The sequence below is a fragment of the Nitrincola lacisaponensis genome (assembly GCF_000691225.1).
Lineage (GTDB): Bacteria > Pseudomonadota > Gammaproteobacteria > Pseudomonadales > Balneatricaceae > Nitrincola > Nitrincola lacisaponensis.
Genome location: NZ_JMSZ01000021.1, coordinates 159,510 through 173,598 on the forward strand (window position 1 = coordinate 159,510; position 14,089 = coordinate 173,598).

At 51.1% G+C, this 14,089-nt stretch carries 16 protein-coding genes; 10 read left to right on the forward strand and 6 right to left on the reverse strand.

The annotated features are described in order from the left end of the window. From ADINL_RS07880 to ADINL_RS07900, 5 genes are all read left to right on the forward strand, one after another. On the forward strand, positions 1 to 696 hold the full coding sequence (locus tag ADINL_RS07880; RefSeq protein WP_036546073.1) for a response regulator: 696 nt from the start codon (positions 1 to 3) through the stop codon (positions 694 to 696). Between the two features lie 133 nt (positions 697 to 829). Then, a complete protein-coding gene (locus ADINL_RS07885) occupies positions 830 to 1,819 on the forward strand; it encodes a Bug family tripartite tricarboxylate transporter substrate binding protein (RefSeq protein WP_036546371.1) in 990 nt (329 codons plus the stop codon). A gap of 76 nt (positions 1,820 to 1,895) precedes the next feature. Continuing rightward, positions 1,896 to 2,378, forward strand: coding sequence for a tripartite tricarboxylate transporter TctB family protein (locus ADINL_RS07890; protein WP_036546373.1), 483 nt, complete (start codon positions 1,896 to 1,898; stop codon positions 2,376 to 2,378). 33 nt (positions 2,379 to 2,411) lie between these two features. Next, positions 2,412 to 3,899 (forward strand): tripartite tricarboxylate transporter permease, encoded by a 1,488-nt coding sequence (locus tag ADINL_RS07895; protein WP_036546076.1) that lies wholly within the window; start codon positions 2,412 to 2,414, stop codon positions 3,897 to 3,899. Positions 3,900 to 3,991: 92 nt separating this feature from the next. Beyond that, a complete protein-coding gene (locus ADINL_RS07900; RefSeq protein ID WP_036546079.1) occupies positions 3,992 to 4,606 on the forward strand; it encodes a MiaE family protein in 615 nt (204 codons plus the stop codon). A gap of 20 nt (positions 4,607 to 4,626) precedes the next feature. On the opposite strand, the gene ADINL_RS07905 is transcribed toward ADINL_RS07900, so the two are convergent. From ADINL_RS07905 to ADINL_RS07915, 3 genes are read right to left on the reverse strand one after another with little or no spacing between them, the layout of a single operon-like run. Further along, positions 4,627 to 5,352 (reverse strand): UDP-2,3-diacylglucosamine diphosphatase, encoded by a 726-nt coding sequence (locus ADINL_RS07905; protein ID WP_036546082.1) that lies wholly within the window; start codon positions 5,350 to 5,352, stop codon positions 4,627 to 4,629. An 8-nt stretch (positions 5,353 to 5,360) separates the two neighbouring features. Next, on the reverse strand, positions 5,361 to 5,864 hold the full coding sequence (locus tag ADINL_RS07910) for a peptidylprolyl isomerase (RefSeq protein ID WP_036546084.1): 504 nt from the start codon (positions 5,862 to 5,864) through the stop codon (positions 5,361 to 5,363). After that, complete coding sequence (locus ADINL_RS07915) at positions 5,861 to 7,138, reverse strand: BaiN/RdsA family NAD(P)/FAD-dependent oxidoreductase (RefSeq protein WP_084154433.1); 1,278 nt, start codon at positions 7,136 to 7,138, stop codon at positions 5,861 to 5,863. The genes ADINL_RS07910 and ADINL_RS07915 overlap by 4 nt, the downstream gene beginning before the upstream one ends. Positions 7,139 to 7,318: 180 nt before the next feature. Here ADINL_RS07915 and ADINL_RS07920 point away from each other — a divergent pair, with 180 nt between their 5' ends. The 3 genes from ADINL_RS07920 to cysS all read left to right on the forward strand — a co-directional run bounded on the left by ADINL_RS07920 (position 7,319) and on the right by cysS (position 11,463). Next, entirely contained in the window at positions 7,319 to 8,998 is a 1,680-nt protein-coding gene (locus ADINL_RS07920) for a glutamine--tRNA ligase/YqeY domain fusion protein (protein ID WP_036546086.1), read from the forward strand. A gap of 12 nt (positions 8,999 to 9,010) precedes the next feature. Next, positions 9,011 to 9,982 carry a hypothetical protein gene (locus tag ADINL_RS07925; protein ID WP_051632648.1) on the forward strand — a complete coding sequence of 324 codons (972 nt, stop codon included), beginning with the start codon at positions 9,011 to 9,013 and terminating at the stop codon, positions 9,980 to 9,982. A 92-nt stretch (positions 9,983 to 10,074) separates the two neighbouring features. Further along, on the forward strand, positions 10,075 to 11,463 hold the full coding sequence (gene cysS, locus ADINL_RS07930; RefSeq protein ID WP_036546088.1) for a cysteine--tRNA ligase: 1,389 nt from the start codon (positions 10,075 to 10,077) through the stop codon (positions 11,461 to 11,463). Between the two features lie 194 nt (positions 11,464 to 11,657). Here cysS and ADINL_RS07935 read toward each other — a convergent pair whose 3' ends face one another. Then, on the reverse strand, positions 11,658 to 11,972 hold the full coding sequence (locus ADINL_RS07935; RefSeq protein ID WP_036546090.1) for an RNA polymerase sigma factor: 315 nt from the start codon (positions 11,970 to 11,972) through the stop codon (positions 11,658 to 11,660). 194 nt (positions 11,973 to 12,166) lie between these two features. Between ADINL_RS07935 and ADINL_RS07940 the strand changes: the two genes are divergently transcribed. Continuing rightward, positions 12,167 to 12,367 carry a (2Fe-2S)-binding protein gene (locus ADINL_RS07940; RefSeq protein ID WP_036546092.1) on the forward strand — a complete coding sequence of 67 codons (201 nt, stop codon included), beginning with the start codon at positions 12,167 to 12,169 and terminating at the stop codon, positions 12,365 to 12,367. A gap of 266 nt (positions 12,368 to 12,633) precedes the next feature. Here the strand turns inward: ADINL_RS07940 and bfr (ADINL_RS07945) are convergent, their stop codons facing one another. Together bfr (ADINL_RS07945) and bfr (ADINL_RS07950) are read right to left on the reverse strand one after the other, a co-directional pair. Then, positions 12,634 to 13,101, reverse strand: a complete 468-nt coding sequence (bfr, locus tag ADINL_RS07945; protein WP_036546095.1) for a bacterioferritin — start codon at positions 13,099 to 13,101, stop codon at positions 12,634 to 12,636. 12 nt (positions 13,102 to 13,113) lie between these two features. Continuing rightward, the gene (bfr, locus tag ADINL_RS07950) at positions 13,114 to 13,578 is read right to left on the reverse strand and encodes a bacterioferritin (RefSeq protein WP_036546096.1); all 465 of its coding nucleotides are present in this window, start codon (positions 13,576 to 13,578) and stop codon (positions 13,114 to 13,116) included. Between the two features lie 214 nt (positions 13,579 to 13,792). Between bfr (ADINL_RS07950) and hemP the strand changes: the two genes are divergently transcribed. Then, positions 13,793 to 13,987, forward strand: a complete 195-nt coding sequence (hemP, locus tag ADINL_RS07955) for a hemin uptake protein HemP (RefSeq protein ID WP_036546099.1) — start codon at positions 13,793 to 13,795, stop codon at positions 13,985 to 13,987. Positions 13,988 to 14,089: the final 102 nt, after the last annotated feature.

Here is a 14,089-nt window from a genome sequence, read left to right on the forward strand (position 1 = left end):
ATGACGTATCAGGTATTGATTATCGAAGATGATTTCCGTGTTGCGGATATTAATCGGCAATTTATTGAGCAGGCCGAAGGGTTTGCTGTGGCGGCTATCTGTCATACGGCTGCTGATGCCTTGAAGTTTCTTGAACGTCAGTCGCAATTGCCGGATCTGGTGCTCTTGGATGCGTATATACCCGATGTGAACGGGCTTGAGTTGTTGTGGGAGTTAAGACGGCGTTTTCGTGCCATGGATATTGTGATGGTAACTGCAGCCCGTGAAGTTGAAACCATTCAGGAAGCGTTACGTGGGGGTGTGTTTGATTATCTGATCAAGCCTATTGAAAGTGCGCGCATGACACAGATGCTCAGGCGTTTTCGGGAAGAGCGCAGCCTGCTGTCCCAGCATGTTGAGCTGGAGCAGGCCTTGCTAGACAGAACGCTGATACGCGGTGAATCAGCAACAGCGGAAGGTGTGCGCCTGCCAAAAGGGATAGATCCTTTAACGCTGGAACGTATTCGCAAGGGGCTGGAACTGCTGGGGCCGTCACAAACGGCATCTTCCCTGGCACAGCAGACCGGCGTCAGTCGTTCGACTGCACGACGTTATCTGGAGTTTATGGTGGCTCAGGATGCAGTCCTGGCAGAACTGGACTATGGTGATGTAGGGCGTCCTGAGCGTCGGTACAGTCTGGTTGCTGCAGGCTCGTGAACAAAATGAACAAAATGCCATTTATGGTGTTTTTTTCAAAAATGAACAGAAACTTGTCGCTGTGGAGGTGGATGACTAGATTCAACGCTCATCAATAAAATGATAAGAAACAATGGAGCACACTATGAATGTAATGCTGAAAAAACCCCTCAAAACCCTGGCGCTGATGGGCGCAGCATTGACACTGGCCGGTGGCGTCGCGTCGCAGGCTGTCGCCAGTGACTGGACACCTTCCCGTGCAGTTGAGTTTATAGCGCCTGCAAACCCTGGCGGTGGCTGGGATACGCTGGTACGAACCACCTCGAATGTTATTCGAACCGAAAATCTTGCAGATCAGAACTTTGCGGCGATTAACGTACCTGGGGGTGGTGGTGCTGTGGCCTGGGCACAAATTGCCCGTGACAATCGTAATGATCACAAACTCTTTGCCACCAGTCCGCCTATTATTCTGGTTCCTTTGGCAGGCACTTCTCGTTTTAACCATACTCACTTCACGCCTGTGGCGCGTTTGATCACAGATTATTCTATTGTACTGGTACCGCAGAACTCTCCCTATCAGTCGATCAACGACCTGTTTGCGGCTATTGGTGAGAATCCACGCATTAGTGTTGGTGGTGGTTCAGCAGCAGGCTCCATGGATCATATTTCTATTGCGGGCGCAGCGGCTGCAGCTGGTTTGAATGCAGCTTCGGTCAACTATATTGCCTTCTCCGGTGGTGGTGAGGCGATGACCAATCTGCTGGGTGGTCATGTCGATGCTGTTATCACTGGAGCGGGTGAGGCCATGGCTCAGCTGCAGGGTGGTGAGTTGCGTGCATTGGGTGTTTCTGCACCTGAACGCATCCCTGGTCTGGATGTGCCAACCTATAAAGAACAGGGCCTTGATTACACCTTTGATATCTGGCGTGGTGTGATGGCGCCCAAGGATATTTCTGAAGATGCACTGCGCTACTACGAAGATCTGTTTGCTCGGATGATGGAAACAGATGACTGGAAAGCGGCGACAGAGCGTCTGGGCTGGCTGGATGCTTACCAGAACAGCGAAGAGTTCGGTGCTTTCCTTGATCTGCAGCTGGAACAGTTCCGTTCTGTTCTGGGTGAGCTGGGCCTGTTGAGAAACTGATTCCTGGCAGGTGATCCCTGAGCGCTGGCAGTGTAATGCTGTCAGCGTTCTGTCAATTCATGTTCTGGGTGAGCACATGGCACGTTTAAATATTAATCAGCTTCTGGCGCTGATTCTGCTGGCATTTTCCTTGGGTTATTTATGGATGGCCTATCAGATTCCGGTTTTCCCGATTCCTCGTCCGGTCGACTCCGACGCATTTCCTAAACTGTTGGGGTTCAGCTTGTTGCTGTTATCCGTTTTTCTGTTTTTTGAAAAAACGGCTCCGGCGGCGAGTGCAGAAAAGACAGAAGATGAGCTTCAGCCTTCGGGTTGGCATCGTCAGCCCAAAGTGCAGGTGTTCGGTACTGCTGTGGGTGTTTTGGCTTATGCCTTTTTGATTGAGCCCCTGGGTTTCCTGTTGGCATCAATTCTGCTGGGGGTCGGGCTGGCTTACTGGTTTGGCTATCGTCAGCACTGGATCAATCTGGCGACAGTGGGTGGCATCGTGTTGGCATTGTACCTGTTGATGAACAAGGTGATGGGCATCTACTTGCCACAAGGTCTGTTGCCTCTTTAATCCACGATTTACTGCATAATAAGAAGGTCTCCGATGGAATCCTTAAGTAACCTGATCTATGGCTTCAGCATCGCGCTGGATCCGGTCAATTTGATGTATGTCTTCATTGGTGTGTTTGCGGGCACACTGATCGGAATGCTGCCAGGGCTGGGGCCTATCAGCGCCTTGGCGTTGATGATTCCGATCACATTCAATCTGAACCCGGCAACGGGTCTGATACTGATGGCAGGTGTCTACTACGGCGCGATTTTTGGTGGTTCTACCTCTTCTATCCTGCTGAATGCACCCGGGGTGGCGGGGACTGTGGCGACATCTTTTGATGGTTACCCCATGGCGCAAAAGGGTATGGCGGGTAAGGCGCTGGCAATCGCGGCCTATGCCTCGTTTGTGGGTGGAACCGTTTCGATTATCGGTCTGATGCTGATTGCACCGCTGTTATCCAAGGTCGCGGTCAGCTTTGGCCCCGCAGAATATTTTTCCCTGATGGTACTGGGTTTGACAGCGGTTGTGAGCCTGTCAGACAAGTCCCTGACCAAAGGCTTGATTGCTGCGATTGTCGGGATGATGATTTCGATCATCGGGATTGACCTGCAAACAGGTACCGAGCGTTATACCTTTGGCAGTATTGAGCTGATAGAAGGTATCGATTTCCTGGTGGTGGCTTTGGGCGTGTTTGCGCTGGCTGAAGTCTTTTTTATGTTGCTGCGTAACAGCAATAAGCCACAAAAACGCAACGAGATAGGTTCCTTGAAGCTCACCGGAGCTGAAGTTAAAGAGATTGCGGCTCCGATAGGGCGCAGCTCTATCCTGGGCTTTTTTACCGGTGTGTTACCTGGTGCGGGCGCAACCATAGGCTCATTTCTGGGTTACAGTATGGAAAAGCGACTGGCCAAAGATGGAGATACCTTCGGTAAGGGTAATATTAAAGGTGTGGCGGCGCCCGAATCAGCCAATAATGCAGCCTGTGGTGGCTCCTTTGTGCCGCTGTTGACGCTGGGTGTACCGGGTTCAGGTACTACAGCTGTCCTGCTAGGTGCGTTACTGGTCATGGGTGTTACGCCAGGGCCGATGATGCTGGAGCAGCGTCCGGATGTGTTCTGGGGAGTTATTGCCAGTATGTATATCGGTAATATTTTCCTGCTGGTGCTGAACTTGCCATTAATTCCGTACATTGCCCGGATTCTGGATGCGCCGCGTCCTCTGCTGCTGTCACTTATTCTGATCTTCTGTATGGTTGGTGTGTACGGGCTGAGCTTCAGTAGTTTTGACCTGGTACTGCTGTTGGTGTTTGGTCTGATTGGCTTGGTGATGCGACTTTACGGTTTTCCGGCAGCTCCGCTGATTTTGGGCTTGATTCTGGGTGCCTTAATGGAAGAGTCCATGCGTCGAGCATTACAGATTTCAGGTGGCGACTGGAGTACCTTCCTGGATAAACCCATCTCGCTGACACTGCTGGTGATTGCGCTACTGTCCCTGACCTTGCCACTGATCAAAAAAGGCTGGCAGAAAGCACGTCGTTGAGATTGTCTTCAGGCATCAACAGATGCGATGGCATGGACTTTCCCGGAAGGCTATAATACCCGCCTTTCGGGAAAGGCTTTAACAGGATAACCATGACCGCGCTTGATGAAATTCACCAGTTCCTTCCATGTCCCACCCCGGATGCCTGGATTGCCGAGGCAGCCAAGGCTGAAAATCTCAGTTTGCTGTTAACCGATCATGCGCATTGCGAAAAGAAAGCAGCCTCTACGGCGATGACGCTGATGTTTCGTTATGTAGATCGCCCAGACCTGTTAAATAAAATGTCCCGTCTGGCCCGTGAGGAGTTGATCCATTTCGAGCAGGTGCTGGCTATCATGCAGGCGCGTGGTATGACCTATGGTCACATGAGCCCTTCGCGTTATGCTGCCGGGTTGCGTACCCATGTCCGCACTTCTGAACCGGGTCGATTGATTGATGTGTTGATTATCGGTGCATTGATTGAAGCGCGTTCCTGTGAGCGTTTTGCACGCCTGGCGCCTTATCTGGATGATGAATTGGCCAAGTTCTACCGCTCTTTGCTGAAGTCGGAGGCGCGTCACTACCAGGATTATCTGTTCCTGGCGCAGGAGTATGCCGGTGAACCGATTGATGCGCGAGTTGCCTTTTTCTGTGAGGTAGAGCGTGGCTTGATCGAAATGCCGGATACGGAGTTTCGCTTTCATAGCGGTCTGCCGGACTTTTCATAGCCGTCTGATGGACTGAATCCTCAGAGCGGAAAGTTAATCAGGCGTGTGCCCTGGCTGTCGGCAAGGATGTACCAGCCCTGTTGATCCCAGTCGCCCAGTACCAGTCGCTCAGCGGGTTCGCTGCTGAGTGTCAGGCAGTGTTGTGCCGGACGATGGGTGTGTCCGTGAATCAGTCGGCTGACAGCGGCTCTTTCCATGACCTGGTGTAAAGTATCAGTATTTACATCCATGATTTCCTGGCTTTTTTCTGCACCACGCATCTGGCTTTCGGTCCGCAGCTGCTCAGCAATTGCGATACGCTCAGTCACAGGTTTACTTAAAAAAGCCTGTTGCCAGGCAGGATCGCGCACCAACTGACGAAATGACTGGTATTCCAGATCATCCGTGCAGAGCTGATCGCCATGCATGAGCAGGGTGAGTGTGCCATCCGGAAAACGTATCTTGTAGGCTTCCGGCAGGTACTGGGCACCCGCTTTGTCCAGCCAGCTTTTGCCAACCAGAAAGTCCCGGTTGCCCGCCTGAAAGAAAATCTGCATGCCCTGTTGCTGAAGCTGCTTGAGCCGCTCGGCCAGTTGTTCAGAGCCGGGCAGGGGAGCATCATCACCAATCCAGTACTCGAACAGGTCGCCGAGAATGTACAGTTGCTGACAGTCAGCAGGAAGGTTGTTCAGCAGCTTGAACAGCCCTGACAGAATGTCAGGGCGTGTCGGTTGCAGATGCAGATCGGATATCAGAACAAATGACATGTGTTGTCTTATTCAGCTGACTCGACAACTTCGGCAGACTCAATGATTACGTCTTCAACCGGAACATCCTGATGGCCTGCACGGGACGTTGTTTTCACCTGCTTGATCTTGTTGACGACATCCATACCCTCAACCACTTTACCGAATACGGCATAGCCCCAGCCCTGACTGGTTTTGGCAGTGTGGTTGAGGAAGCTGTTATCAGATACATTGATAAAGAACTGTGCAGACGCTGAGTGCGGATCCATGGTACGGGCCATGGCGATTGTGCCTGCATCGTTTTTCAGGCCGTTATCGGCTTCGTTCTCAATGCTCTCGCGGGTATCTTTCTGCAGCATACCTGGCTCAAAACCGCCGCCCTGGATCATGAAGCCGTCAATGACACGGTGAAAAATCACACCGTTGTAAAATCCTTCTTTGACATACGCTTCAAAGTTGGCAGCAGTTTTAGGAGCCTTTTCATGATTCAGTTCGAGGGTAATGTCACCATGGTTAGTGTGCAGAATAATCATTGTTTTGTTCCTGTTGGTCTTGGTAGAGGGGGTATTATACTCAAGTCTTGGCTGGCTGCATCCGTGTTTTTCAGAATCGCCTCAGCGATGTGTACGCCCATGGACAGGCAGGCTGTCAGCAGATAGCCACCGGTTGGCGCATCCCAGTCCAGCATTTCACCAGCACAATAGACACCAGGAAGCCGCTTGAGCATCAACTCTGGTGTCAGCTCATCAAAACATACGCCACCGGCTGTGCTGATAGCCTCATCGATCGGCCGCATGCCGGTCAGTCGCAGGGGGCAGTGTTTCAATGCGTGTGCCAGTTGTGCCATATCTTGAAAAGAGCATTCTGGTTGCAGATCGCGAACTAGGGCTGCTTTGATTGCAGCTACGCCTGCCCGACGTAAATGATTGCTGAGTGAGCGTCGGCCGCGCGGTGCTTCGAGTCTTGCCTGGAGCTGCTCCAGGCTCAGATCAGGATGCAGATCCAGCCATATATCTGCATGGCTGTGTTGCTGCAAGGTTTCGCGTAATGCTGCAGAAAATGCATAGATCAGGCCGCCCTCCAGGCCATAGCGAGTGATTACCAGATCGCCTTTTTGCTGGAGTTCGTTGTTCAGGTGCAGGCGTATGCCTTTCAGTGGTGACCCTGCATGGTGTTGACGCAGATGATCGCTCCATTGACAGACAAATCCGCAGTTCGAAGCCTGTAATGGTACTGTGGTGATTCCCTGTTGAGCCAGCAGAGGCATCCACTGACCATCTGAGCCAAGTTTACGCCAGCTGCCACCACCGGTTGCCAGAATGACTTGGTTAGCGGTCAGTTGCTGAAGGCCTTTGGCGTTCTCAATCAACAGGCACTGGTGTTCGTCCCAACCTCGCCAGCGGTGGCGGGTCAGAAGTTCAACACCTTGGTAGTTGAGTCGCTGTAGCCAGGCACGTAACAGTGGTGCAGCTTTCATGGCTGTTGGAAAGACGCGTCCGGAGCTGCCAATAAAACTGGGCTGGTTCAGCTTGTCCATCCACTCAATCACCTGTTGTGGGCCGAAGCGTTTGAGCAGGGGTTCCAGTTGCTGAGAACGGGCGCCATAGCGCTGAACAAACAGGTCGAAGGCTTCCGAATGGGTAATGTTAAGGCCACCGCGGCCGGCCATTAAAAACTTGCGTCCAGGTGTTGGCATGGCTTCATAGATGCGTACGGGATGACCGGCACGGGATAAAATATCAGCCGCCATAAGTCCGCTGGGACCTGCACCCAGAATGACTGTGCCTGAAAAATGTTGCATAGACATGTGCGCTCAATGCCAGAAAAGTGAAAGCGCCAAAGCATAGCACAGGCGATGCTTTGGCTGAAAACTGCGAAACAGCGTGTGCGGGCCGTGCGTTCAGTGAATGAGTCAGTTTATAATAGCCGGTTATTACACGGGATGGCTTGAAGGCCATCGGTTTATCAGCCAGATTAAGTTGACTCTATGACCAAGCATGACAACGTAAAGCCCAGCAACTTTATTCATCAGATTATCGAGCAGGACCTGGAAAAAGGGGTGAATGGTGGCCAGGTAATCACACGATTTCCACCAGAGCCAAACGGTTATCTGCATATCGGTCACGCCAAATCTATCTGCCTGAACTTTGGTACGGCGTTGAAGTTTGGCGGCGAGTGCAATCTGCGCTTCGATGACACCAATCCTGAAAAAGAGAGCCAGGAATATATCGACTCGATTATTCGTGATGTCAGCTGGTTAGGTTTTCAGTGGGCTGGCGAGGTGCGTTATACCTCTGACTATTTTCAACAGCTGCACGACTGGGCTGTTCACCTGATCAAAGCCGGTAAGGCGTATGTCGATGATCTGAGCCCGGAGCAGATGCGAGAGTACCGCGGTACCCTGACCGAGCCGGGACGCAACAGTCCTTACCGTGAGCGCAGTGTAGACGAAAACCTGGCGCTGTTTGAGCAGATGAAAGATGGCACGCTACCGGAAGGTAGCTGCGTACTGCGTGCCAAAATAGACATGGCCGCCCCCAATATTAATCTGCGTGACCCGGTGATCTACCGTATTCGTCATGCGCATCATCACCAAACCGGTGATCAGTGGAAAATCTATCCATCTTATGATTTCGCGCATGGCCAGTCCGATGCGATAGAGGGTATTAGTCACTCCATCTGTACGCTGGAGTTTGAGGATCACCGTCCACTGTATGACTGGCTGCTTGCCAATCTTCCGGTGCCGGTAGTGCCGCGCCAGTATGAGTTTGCCCGGCTAAACCTGAATTACACCATTACCAGTAAACGCAAACTCAAACAGCTGGTCGATGAACAGCATGTTTCGGGCTGGAATGATCCGCGTATGCCAACCATTTCAGGTTTGCGTCGCCGTGGTTATACCCCTGCAGCGATCCGGAATTTCTGTGACATGATTGGTGTTACACGCTCCAACGGAGTGGTGGATATGGCGATGCTGGAAGCCGCAATTCGTGAAGATCTGGATAGTAATGCACCGCGCGCGATGTGTGTGACACGCCCTCTGAAGGTCACGATTACCAATTTTGCGGAAGGTGAAGAGGAGTGGTTTGAGCTGCCTGCACATCCGAAAGATGATTCTTTGGGTAGTCGTCGTGTCAGCTTTGGTCGCAACCTGTTGATTGAACAGGAAGATTTTGAAGAAATAGCGCCACGTAAATGGAAGCGACTGGCGGCGGGTGAAGCAGTGCGTCTGCGAGGTGCCTATGTGATTCGCTGTGACGAGGTCATCAAGAACGAGGCGGGCGATATTCTGGAGCTCAAGTGCAGCTATGATCCTGCAACCAAAGGCGCCAACCCTGAAGGCTATAAGGCCAATGGTGTGATTCACTGGGTGAATGCGGATCGTTCCGTACCCTGCGAAGTGCGTCTGTATGATCGTCTGTTTACCGAAGCGAACCCTGAAGCCGATAAAGCACGTTCCTTCCTGGATTTTATTAATCCTGAGTCTCTGGTGGTGTTGACCGATTGTCGTGCTGAGCCCGGGCTGGCAAACACCGAACCTGAAACCCACTTCCAGTTTGAGCGCTTAGGCTATTTCACTGTAGATCAGGACTCCAGCGCCGAGCGACTGGTGTTCAACAGAACGGTGACCCTGCGCGATTCCTGGGCCAAAATCCAGCAAAGCTGATTAGCGTAACAGATGCAGTATATCCCACTACTGGCGACCTGTGTGCTACTGATGTCTGGGTGTGCAGAGAGCCCACTGAAGGATGTAGTGGGCCGGGTTGAAGCGGAGCCTTTGCCTCAGGTGTTCTCCGAAGATGCAGAGGATGCGTTTGTCGAGATTGAGAGGCAGCTCTATCCCGAGTTGCCCGATCGTCTGGTTGTTGAGACTTTGGCACAGTTGCCGGATGCGGTGAACGAGACGTCGGGTTTGGCCTATCGCAACGGGCGGCTCTGGACGCACAATGATCGCGGGCATGATGCTTCACTCTTTGAACTGACCGAATCCGGTGACGCTGTTCGTCGCCGGGTGCACCCGCTGGGCTCGGAAAATGAAGATTGGGAAGCGTTGGCGCAGGATGACGACTACCTCTATATCGCTGATTGCGGCAACAATCATGGTGACCGTATCTGGATGCAGATATACAAGGTTGCCTGGGAAGAGCTGGATCAGGTCCGGCATCAGGGTGTAGTGGCTTCAGAGCGTCTTAACATCCGCCTGGCAGATACCCGGCCTCAACGTAACAGTCATGCGCATGACAATGACTGTGAGGCGCTGGCCGTGGTGGATGACCAGTTGTGGCTGTTTACTAAAAATTGGCAGGATCACAATACCCGTTTATACCGCCTGGACAAACAGGCCAGTGTGCAACAGGTTGTCAGTAGTGGAGAGTATCCGGCGCGCGGGTTAATTACCGGTGCGGACTATGATCCGCAGACACAGCGGTTAGCCTTGATTGGCTATCGAATTGGCTTTCTGAATCTGGCGGCATTTATCTGGCTGGTTCCGGTGGTTGACGGCAGTCCGGACTGGGACCAGGCCAGCTATCACCGCTTGAGTCCGCTAGGACAGTGGGAAGCCATCCTCTGGCATGAGGGTGATTTGCTGGTGACACGCGAAAGCAGCGTCCTGGGTCGAGCCCTGCTTGGACGCATTCGTTTACCCTGACCGGTCTAACACCCGTGTTGACTTATCCGCTATAATCGCATGTTTGCCGGTTTACCGGTATGACCTTTTCAGACCGACCAAGAGCCTAACGTATGTTGCAGATTTACAATACCCTGACTCGCTCCAAACAGCCATTCAAGCCCCTGCACGCCGGTAAAATCGGCATGTATGTCTGTGGTGTCACGGTATACGATTACTGTCATATCGGGCATGCACGGGTCATGGTGTCATTTGATGTGATGACCCGTTACCTGCGTTGGCGGGGTTGGGACGTCAACTACGTCCGAAATATCACGGATGTGGATGACAAAATCATCCGTAGGGCAGCTGAAAATGGTGAGTCTGTCGAGCAATTGACCGACCGCATGGTTGCTGCCATGCATGAAGATGAGACGGCATTATTTGTGCTGCGCCCTGACCATGAGCCACGAGTGACCGGGCATATGGACAATATCATCCGTTTTATTACTGATCTGATCGATAAAGAATATGCCTATCTCGCCAGTAATGGTGACATCTATTATCGTGTCGAAAAGTTTTCCGGTTACGGCAAACTCAGTGGTCAGCAGGTTGATGAACTGCGTTCCGGTGCGCGTGTGGAAGTGGACGAGTTGAAAGAGAGTCCGCTGGACTTTGTGCTCTGGAAAGCAGCCAAGCCAGGCGAGGTCAGTTGGCCATCTCCCTGGGGAGCTGGGCGCCCTGGATGGCATATTGAGTGTTCTGCCATGTCTCGCTGCTGCATCGGCAAGACGCTGGATATTCATGGTGGTGGCCCGGATTTGCCGTTTCCGCACCATGAAAACGAAATTGCGCAGTCAGAAGCAGCGAATAGCTGCACCTACGCCAATTACTGGATGCATGCCGGACCTGTGCGGGTTAATCAGGAAAAGATGTCGAAATCCCTGAATAACTTCTTCACCATCCGTGATGTGCTCAAAGTGCATGATCCAGAAGTGGTTCGGTATTTCTTAACCAGCGCCCACTATCGCAGTTATATTGATTATTCTGAATCCAGTTTGACTGAGGCACGTTCAGCTCTGGAGCGTTTCTATCAGGCGCTTCAAGGGGTGACACCTGCGGCGACAGCAGACGGCGTATCTGACAGGTATGAGACACGTTTTTGTGAAGCAATGGATGATGATTTCAATACACCTAAAGCCCTGGCCGTGCTGTTCGAACTGGTCAACGAGTTGAATATCGCCAAACGACAAGCGTCACCTGATTTGCCTGTGCTGGCGGCAGAGTTGAAGCGTCTTGCGGGAGTTATGGGCTTGTTGCAGCAGGACCCGGATCAGTTTCTGAAGGGGCCTGATCGGGAAGGGGAGTTGTCTGGCGAGGCTGTGGATGTCTGGATTGCCAAGCGAGCTCAGGCCAAAGCGGATAAGGATTACGCAGAAGCGGATCGTATACGTCAATGGCTGCTTGATCAGGGAGTTGTCCTGAAAGACAGTCGTGAGGGAACGACCTGGTATCGTCAATAAACTACCGATCCAGGATCTGGCTGCTGCGCTGTCAAAATTAGCGTAACAGCCAGATGATTGAGCCTAGTACTAGCAGCGAAGTGGATATAACTGCCCATACCAAAGTATTGAGGGCTCGCTCTTGTAGCAGATTTTGAAAGCGCCAGGATTTGCCTGGTATCTCATCCGATGCAAACCCATAAGACTGCTTTGACTTATGCATGAGTCTCTCCTCTGATATCTCTGATTGGCAGCTGACTCAGGTCATGACGCACTGATAGTGGCGTACCTCCGCGAACACGTGCCTGGCGTCTGCGGTACTGGCCAAGACGGTTGGCCATTGACAGTAACTGAGCCATCGGATTACCACCTGAGACCTGAACCGGGGAGTTCCATAGATAAAACAGTAAATCCTGAGTGATCTCCTGTGCAAATCCTCTTGAACCAAACAGTCCTGACAGGTAAGCGTTCAGCTCTTCATGGTGCTGTGACAGATAATCTGACAGATCGGTTGCATATTCATCCTGCATCACACTATCCCCTTATAAATCTCTGTGTATTCACTTACCTTAATCCTAATGATAACGATTATCAATCGTCTTGATAGATTTTTTTGAAAAATTAAATGCCATCAACAGGGCAGTGGATGTTTTACTAAAAAAACAGTTGAAATATTCATGATAAGCGTTATCATTTGTATTAGTTAGATCTTGGAGGAGCAGTAATGTACGTCTGTATCTGCAACGGTGTTACCGAACGTGATATTCATCTGGCAATCGATGAGGGTGCCGGAAGTCTGCGCGACCTGAATCGCTCGCTGCAAGTGGGTGGATGTTGCGGTAAATGTGTGGGTGTTGCGCGGGATGTGCTGCGTACCCGGCAGCAGGAGTCGCTACTGAACAGTTGCGTGGATGCCGCTGCCTGAACATAAATACCAAGCTGCTTCATAAAGAAACCCGCATTGTGCGGGTTTTTTTGTTTTTCAGGACAGGGTGGTGTGAATGGAAACAATACTCGGGACAAAAAAAACCGTAACACAGAAGTCTGTGTTACGGCTCAACGTGCTGAGAGCACATGAACTTGAGTGCCCTAGGGCACGAGTTCAACCTGTCAATGAATCTTCATGTTAATGCAAAGCATTATCGTTTGCAAATGGTTCATTGCAAAAAGTTGAACTTTTTTCAAAAAAATTTACATTTGCGACTGAAGGTAGTTCGGCAGACCGATTTTGTCGATCAGTCCGAGTTGCTGCTCCAGCCAGTGCGCATGATCTTCCTCGGTATCCTTGAGCAGAACCTGCAAAATATCACGACTCTGGTAATCCTGGGTGGACTCGCAGAGAGCGATTGCTTTTTTCAGGGCATCCGTCACTTCATACTCCAGATTCAGGTCAAACTGCAGCATTTCAGGGACGGTGGTGCCGATATGCACAGGGCCGCGTGTAGAGAGGTCAGGGGCGCCACCCAGTAGCAGGATGCGGTCAATCAGCAGACTGGCATGACCTTTCTCGTCATCAAACTCATGTGCAATGCGCTCATAGAGTTTGCTGAGGCCCCAGTCTTCATACATTTTTGAATGAACAAAATACTGATCCATGGCCGCCAGTTCGGCGCCGAGCAATTGATTCAGTGTGGCGATAACATCAGGATTGCCTTTCATGTGCGTTCTCCGTTAGGTCATGGATTGCAGATAGTTTTCAGTGCCAATGCTGTCAATCAGCTGTAGCTGGGTTTCCAGCCAGTCGAGATGGTTCTCTTCGTACTCAAGCAGCTCTTCGAGCAGTTCGCGACTGACATAATCCTGAAGGCGCTCACACTCGCTGATGGCCTGTTTCAGAAGTGGCAGCTGGTCCGCAACAAAACCTTTGTCTGCTGTCAGCATCTCAACAGGGGTTTCGCCAATGCGCAGCCGGTCCAGTTGTTGAAGGTTGGGAAGACCTTCCAGAAACAGGATGCGTTCAATCAGCTTATCGGCTTGTTTCATATCCTTGATGGACTTTTTGTAAGCTTTTTCGTTGAGCTCTTCAAAGCCCCAGTTGCCAAACATGCGTGCATGAAGAAAGAACTGATTGATTGATGTCAGTTCGTAGGTCAGAACCTTGTTCAGCTGTTGGATGACCGTTTTATCACCTTTCATCTTAGCACCCAGTAAATTTGATTGAGATTGATTCTGCTTTTTAATATCAATTTATTTATAAAACAATGGGTTATGATATTGGTTATATGATAGCTACAACTTTTGGTTAAGTAAAATCATATCGATACAAATAAAAATGTCTAAACGCTGATTCGCTATTGACAATTAATATAACGCTAACGATAATAGTTCTCGTTAGTGTTAAGGAGCTTGTATGAACAATCAATCATCAGCAAACGGAAATGTTGAACAGCAGCAGACTGCTCCACTCATTGGCAGTCAGGATGGTTCTTCACGAGTCAGCAGTGAGTCATTGCTGGCAGGCAATGGACGCCTGGAGATAGTGCATGAAAATGAAATCTATCGCCTGTCAAGGACGAAGAACGGGAAGTTGATACTGACCAAATAAGTTTCTTGGCACTGACCTTAAACCCAATCAAAATCAAAACGCGTTAAGCCAGCCACCTAATGCCCCCAGGCAGCCAGCTCGCGCGGATGACATCGGCAGATG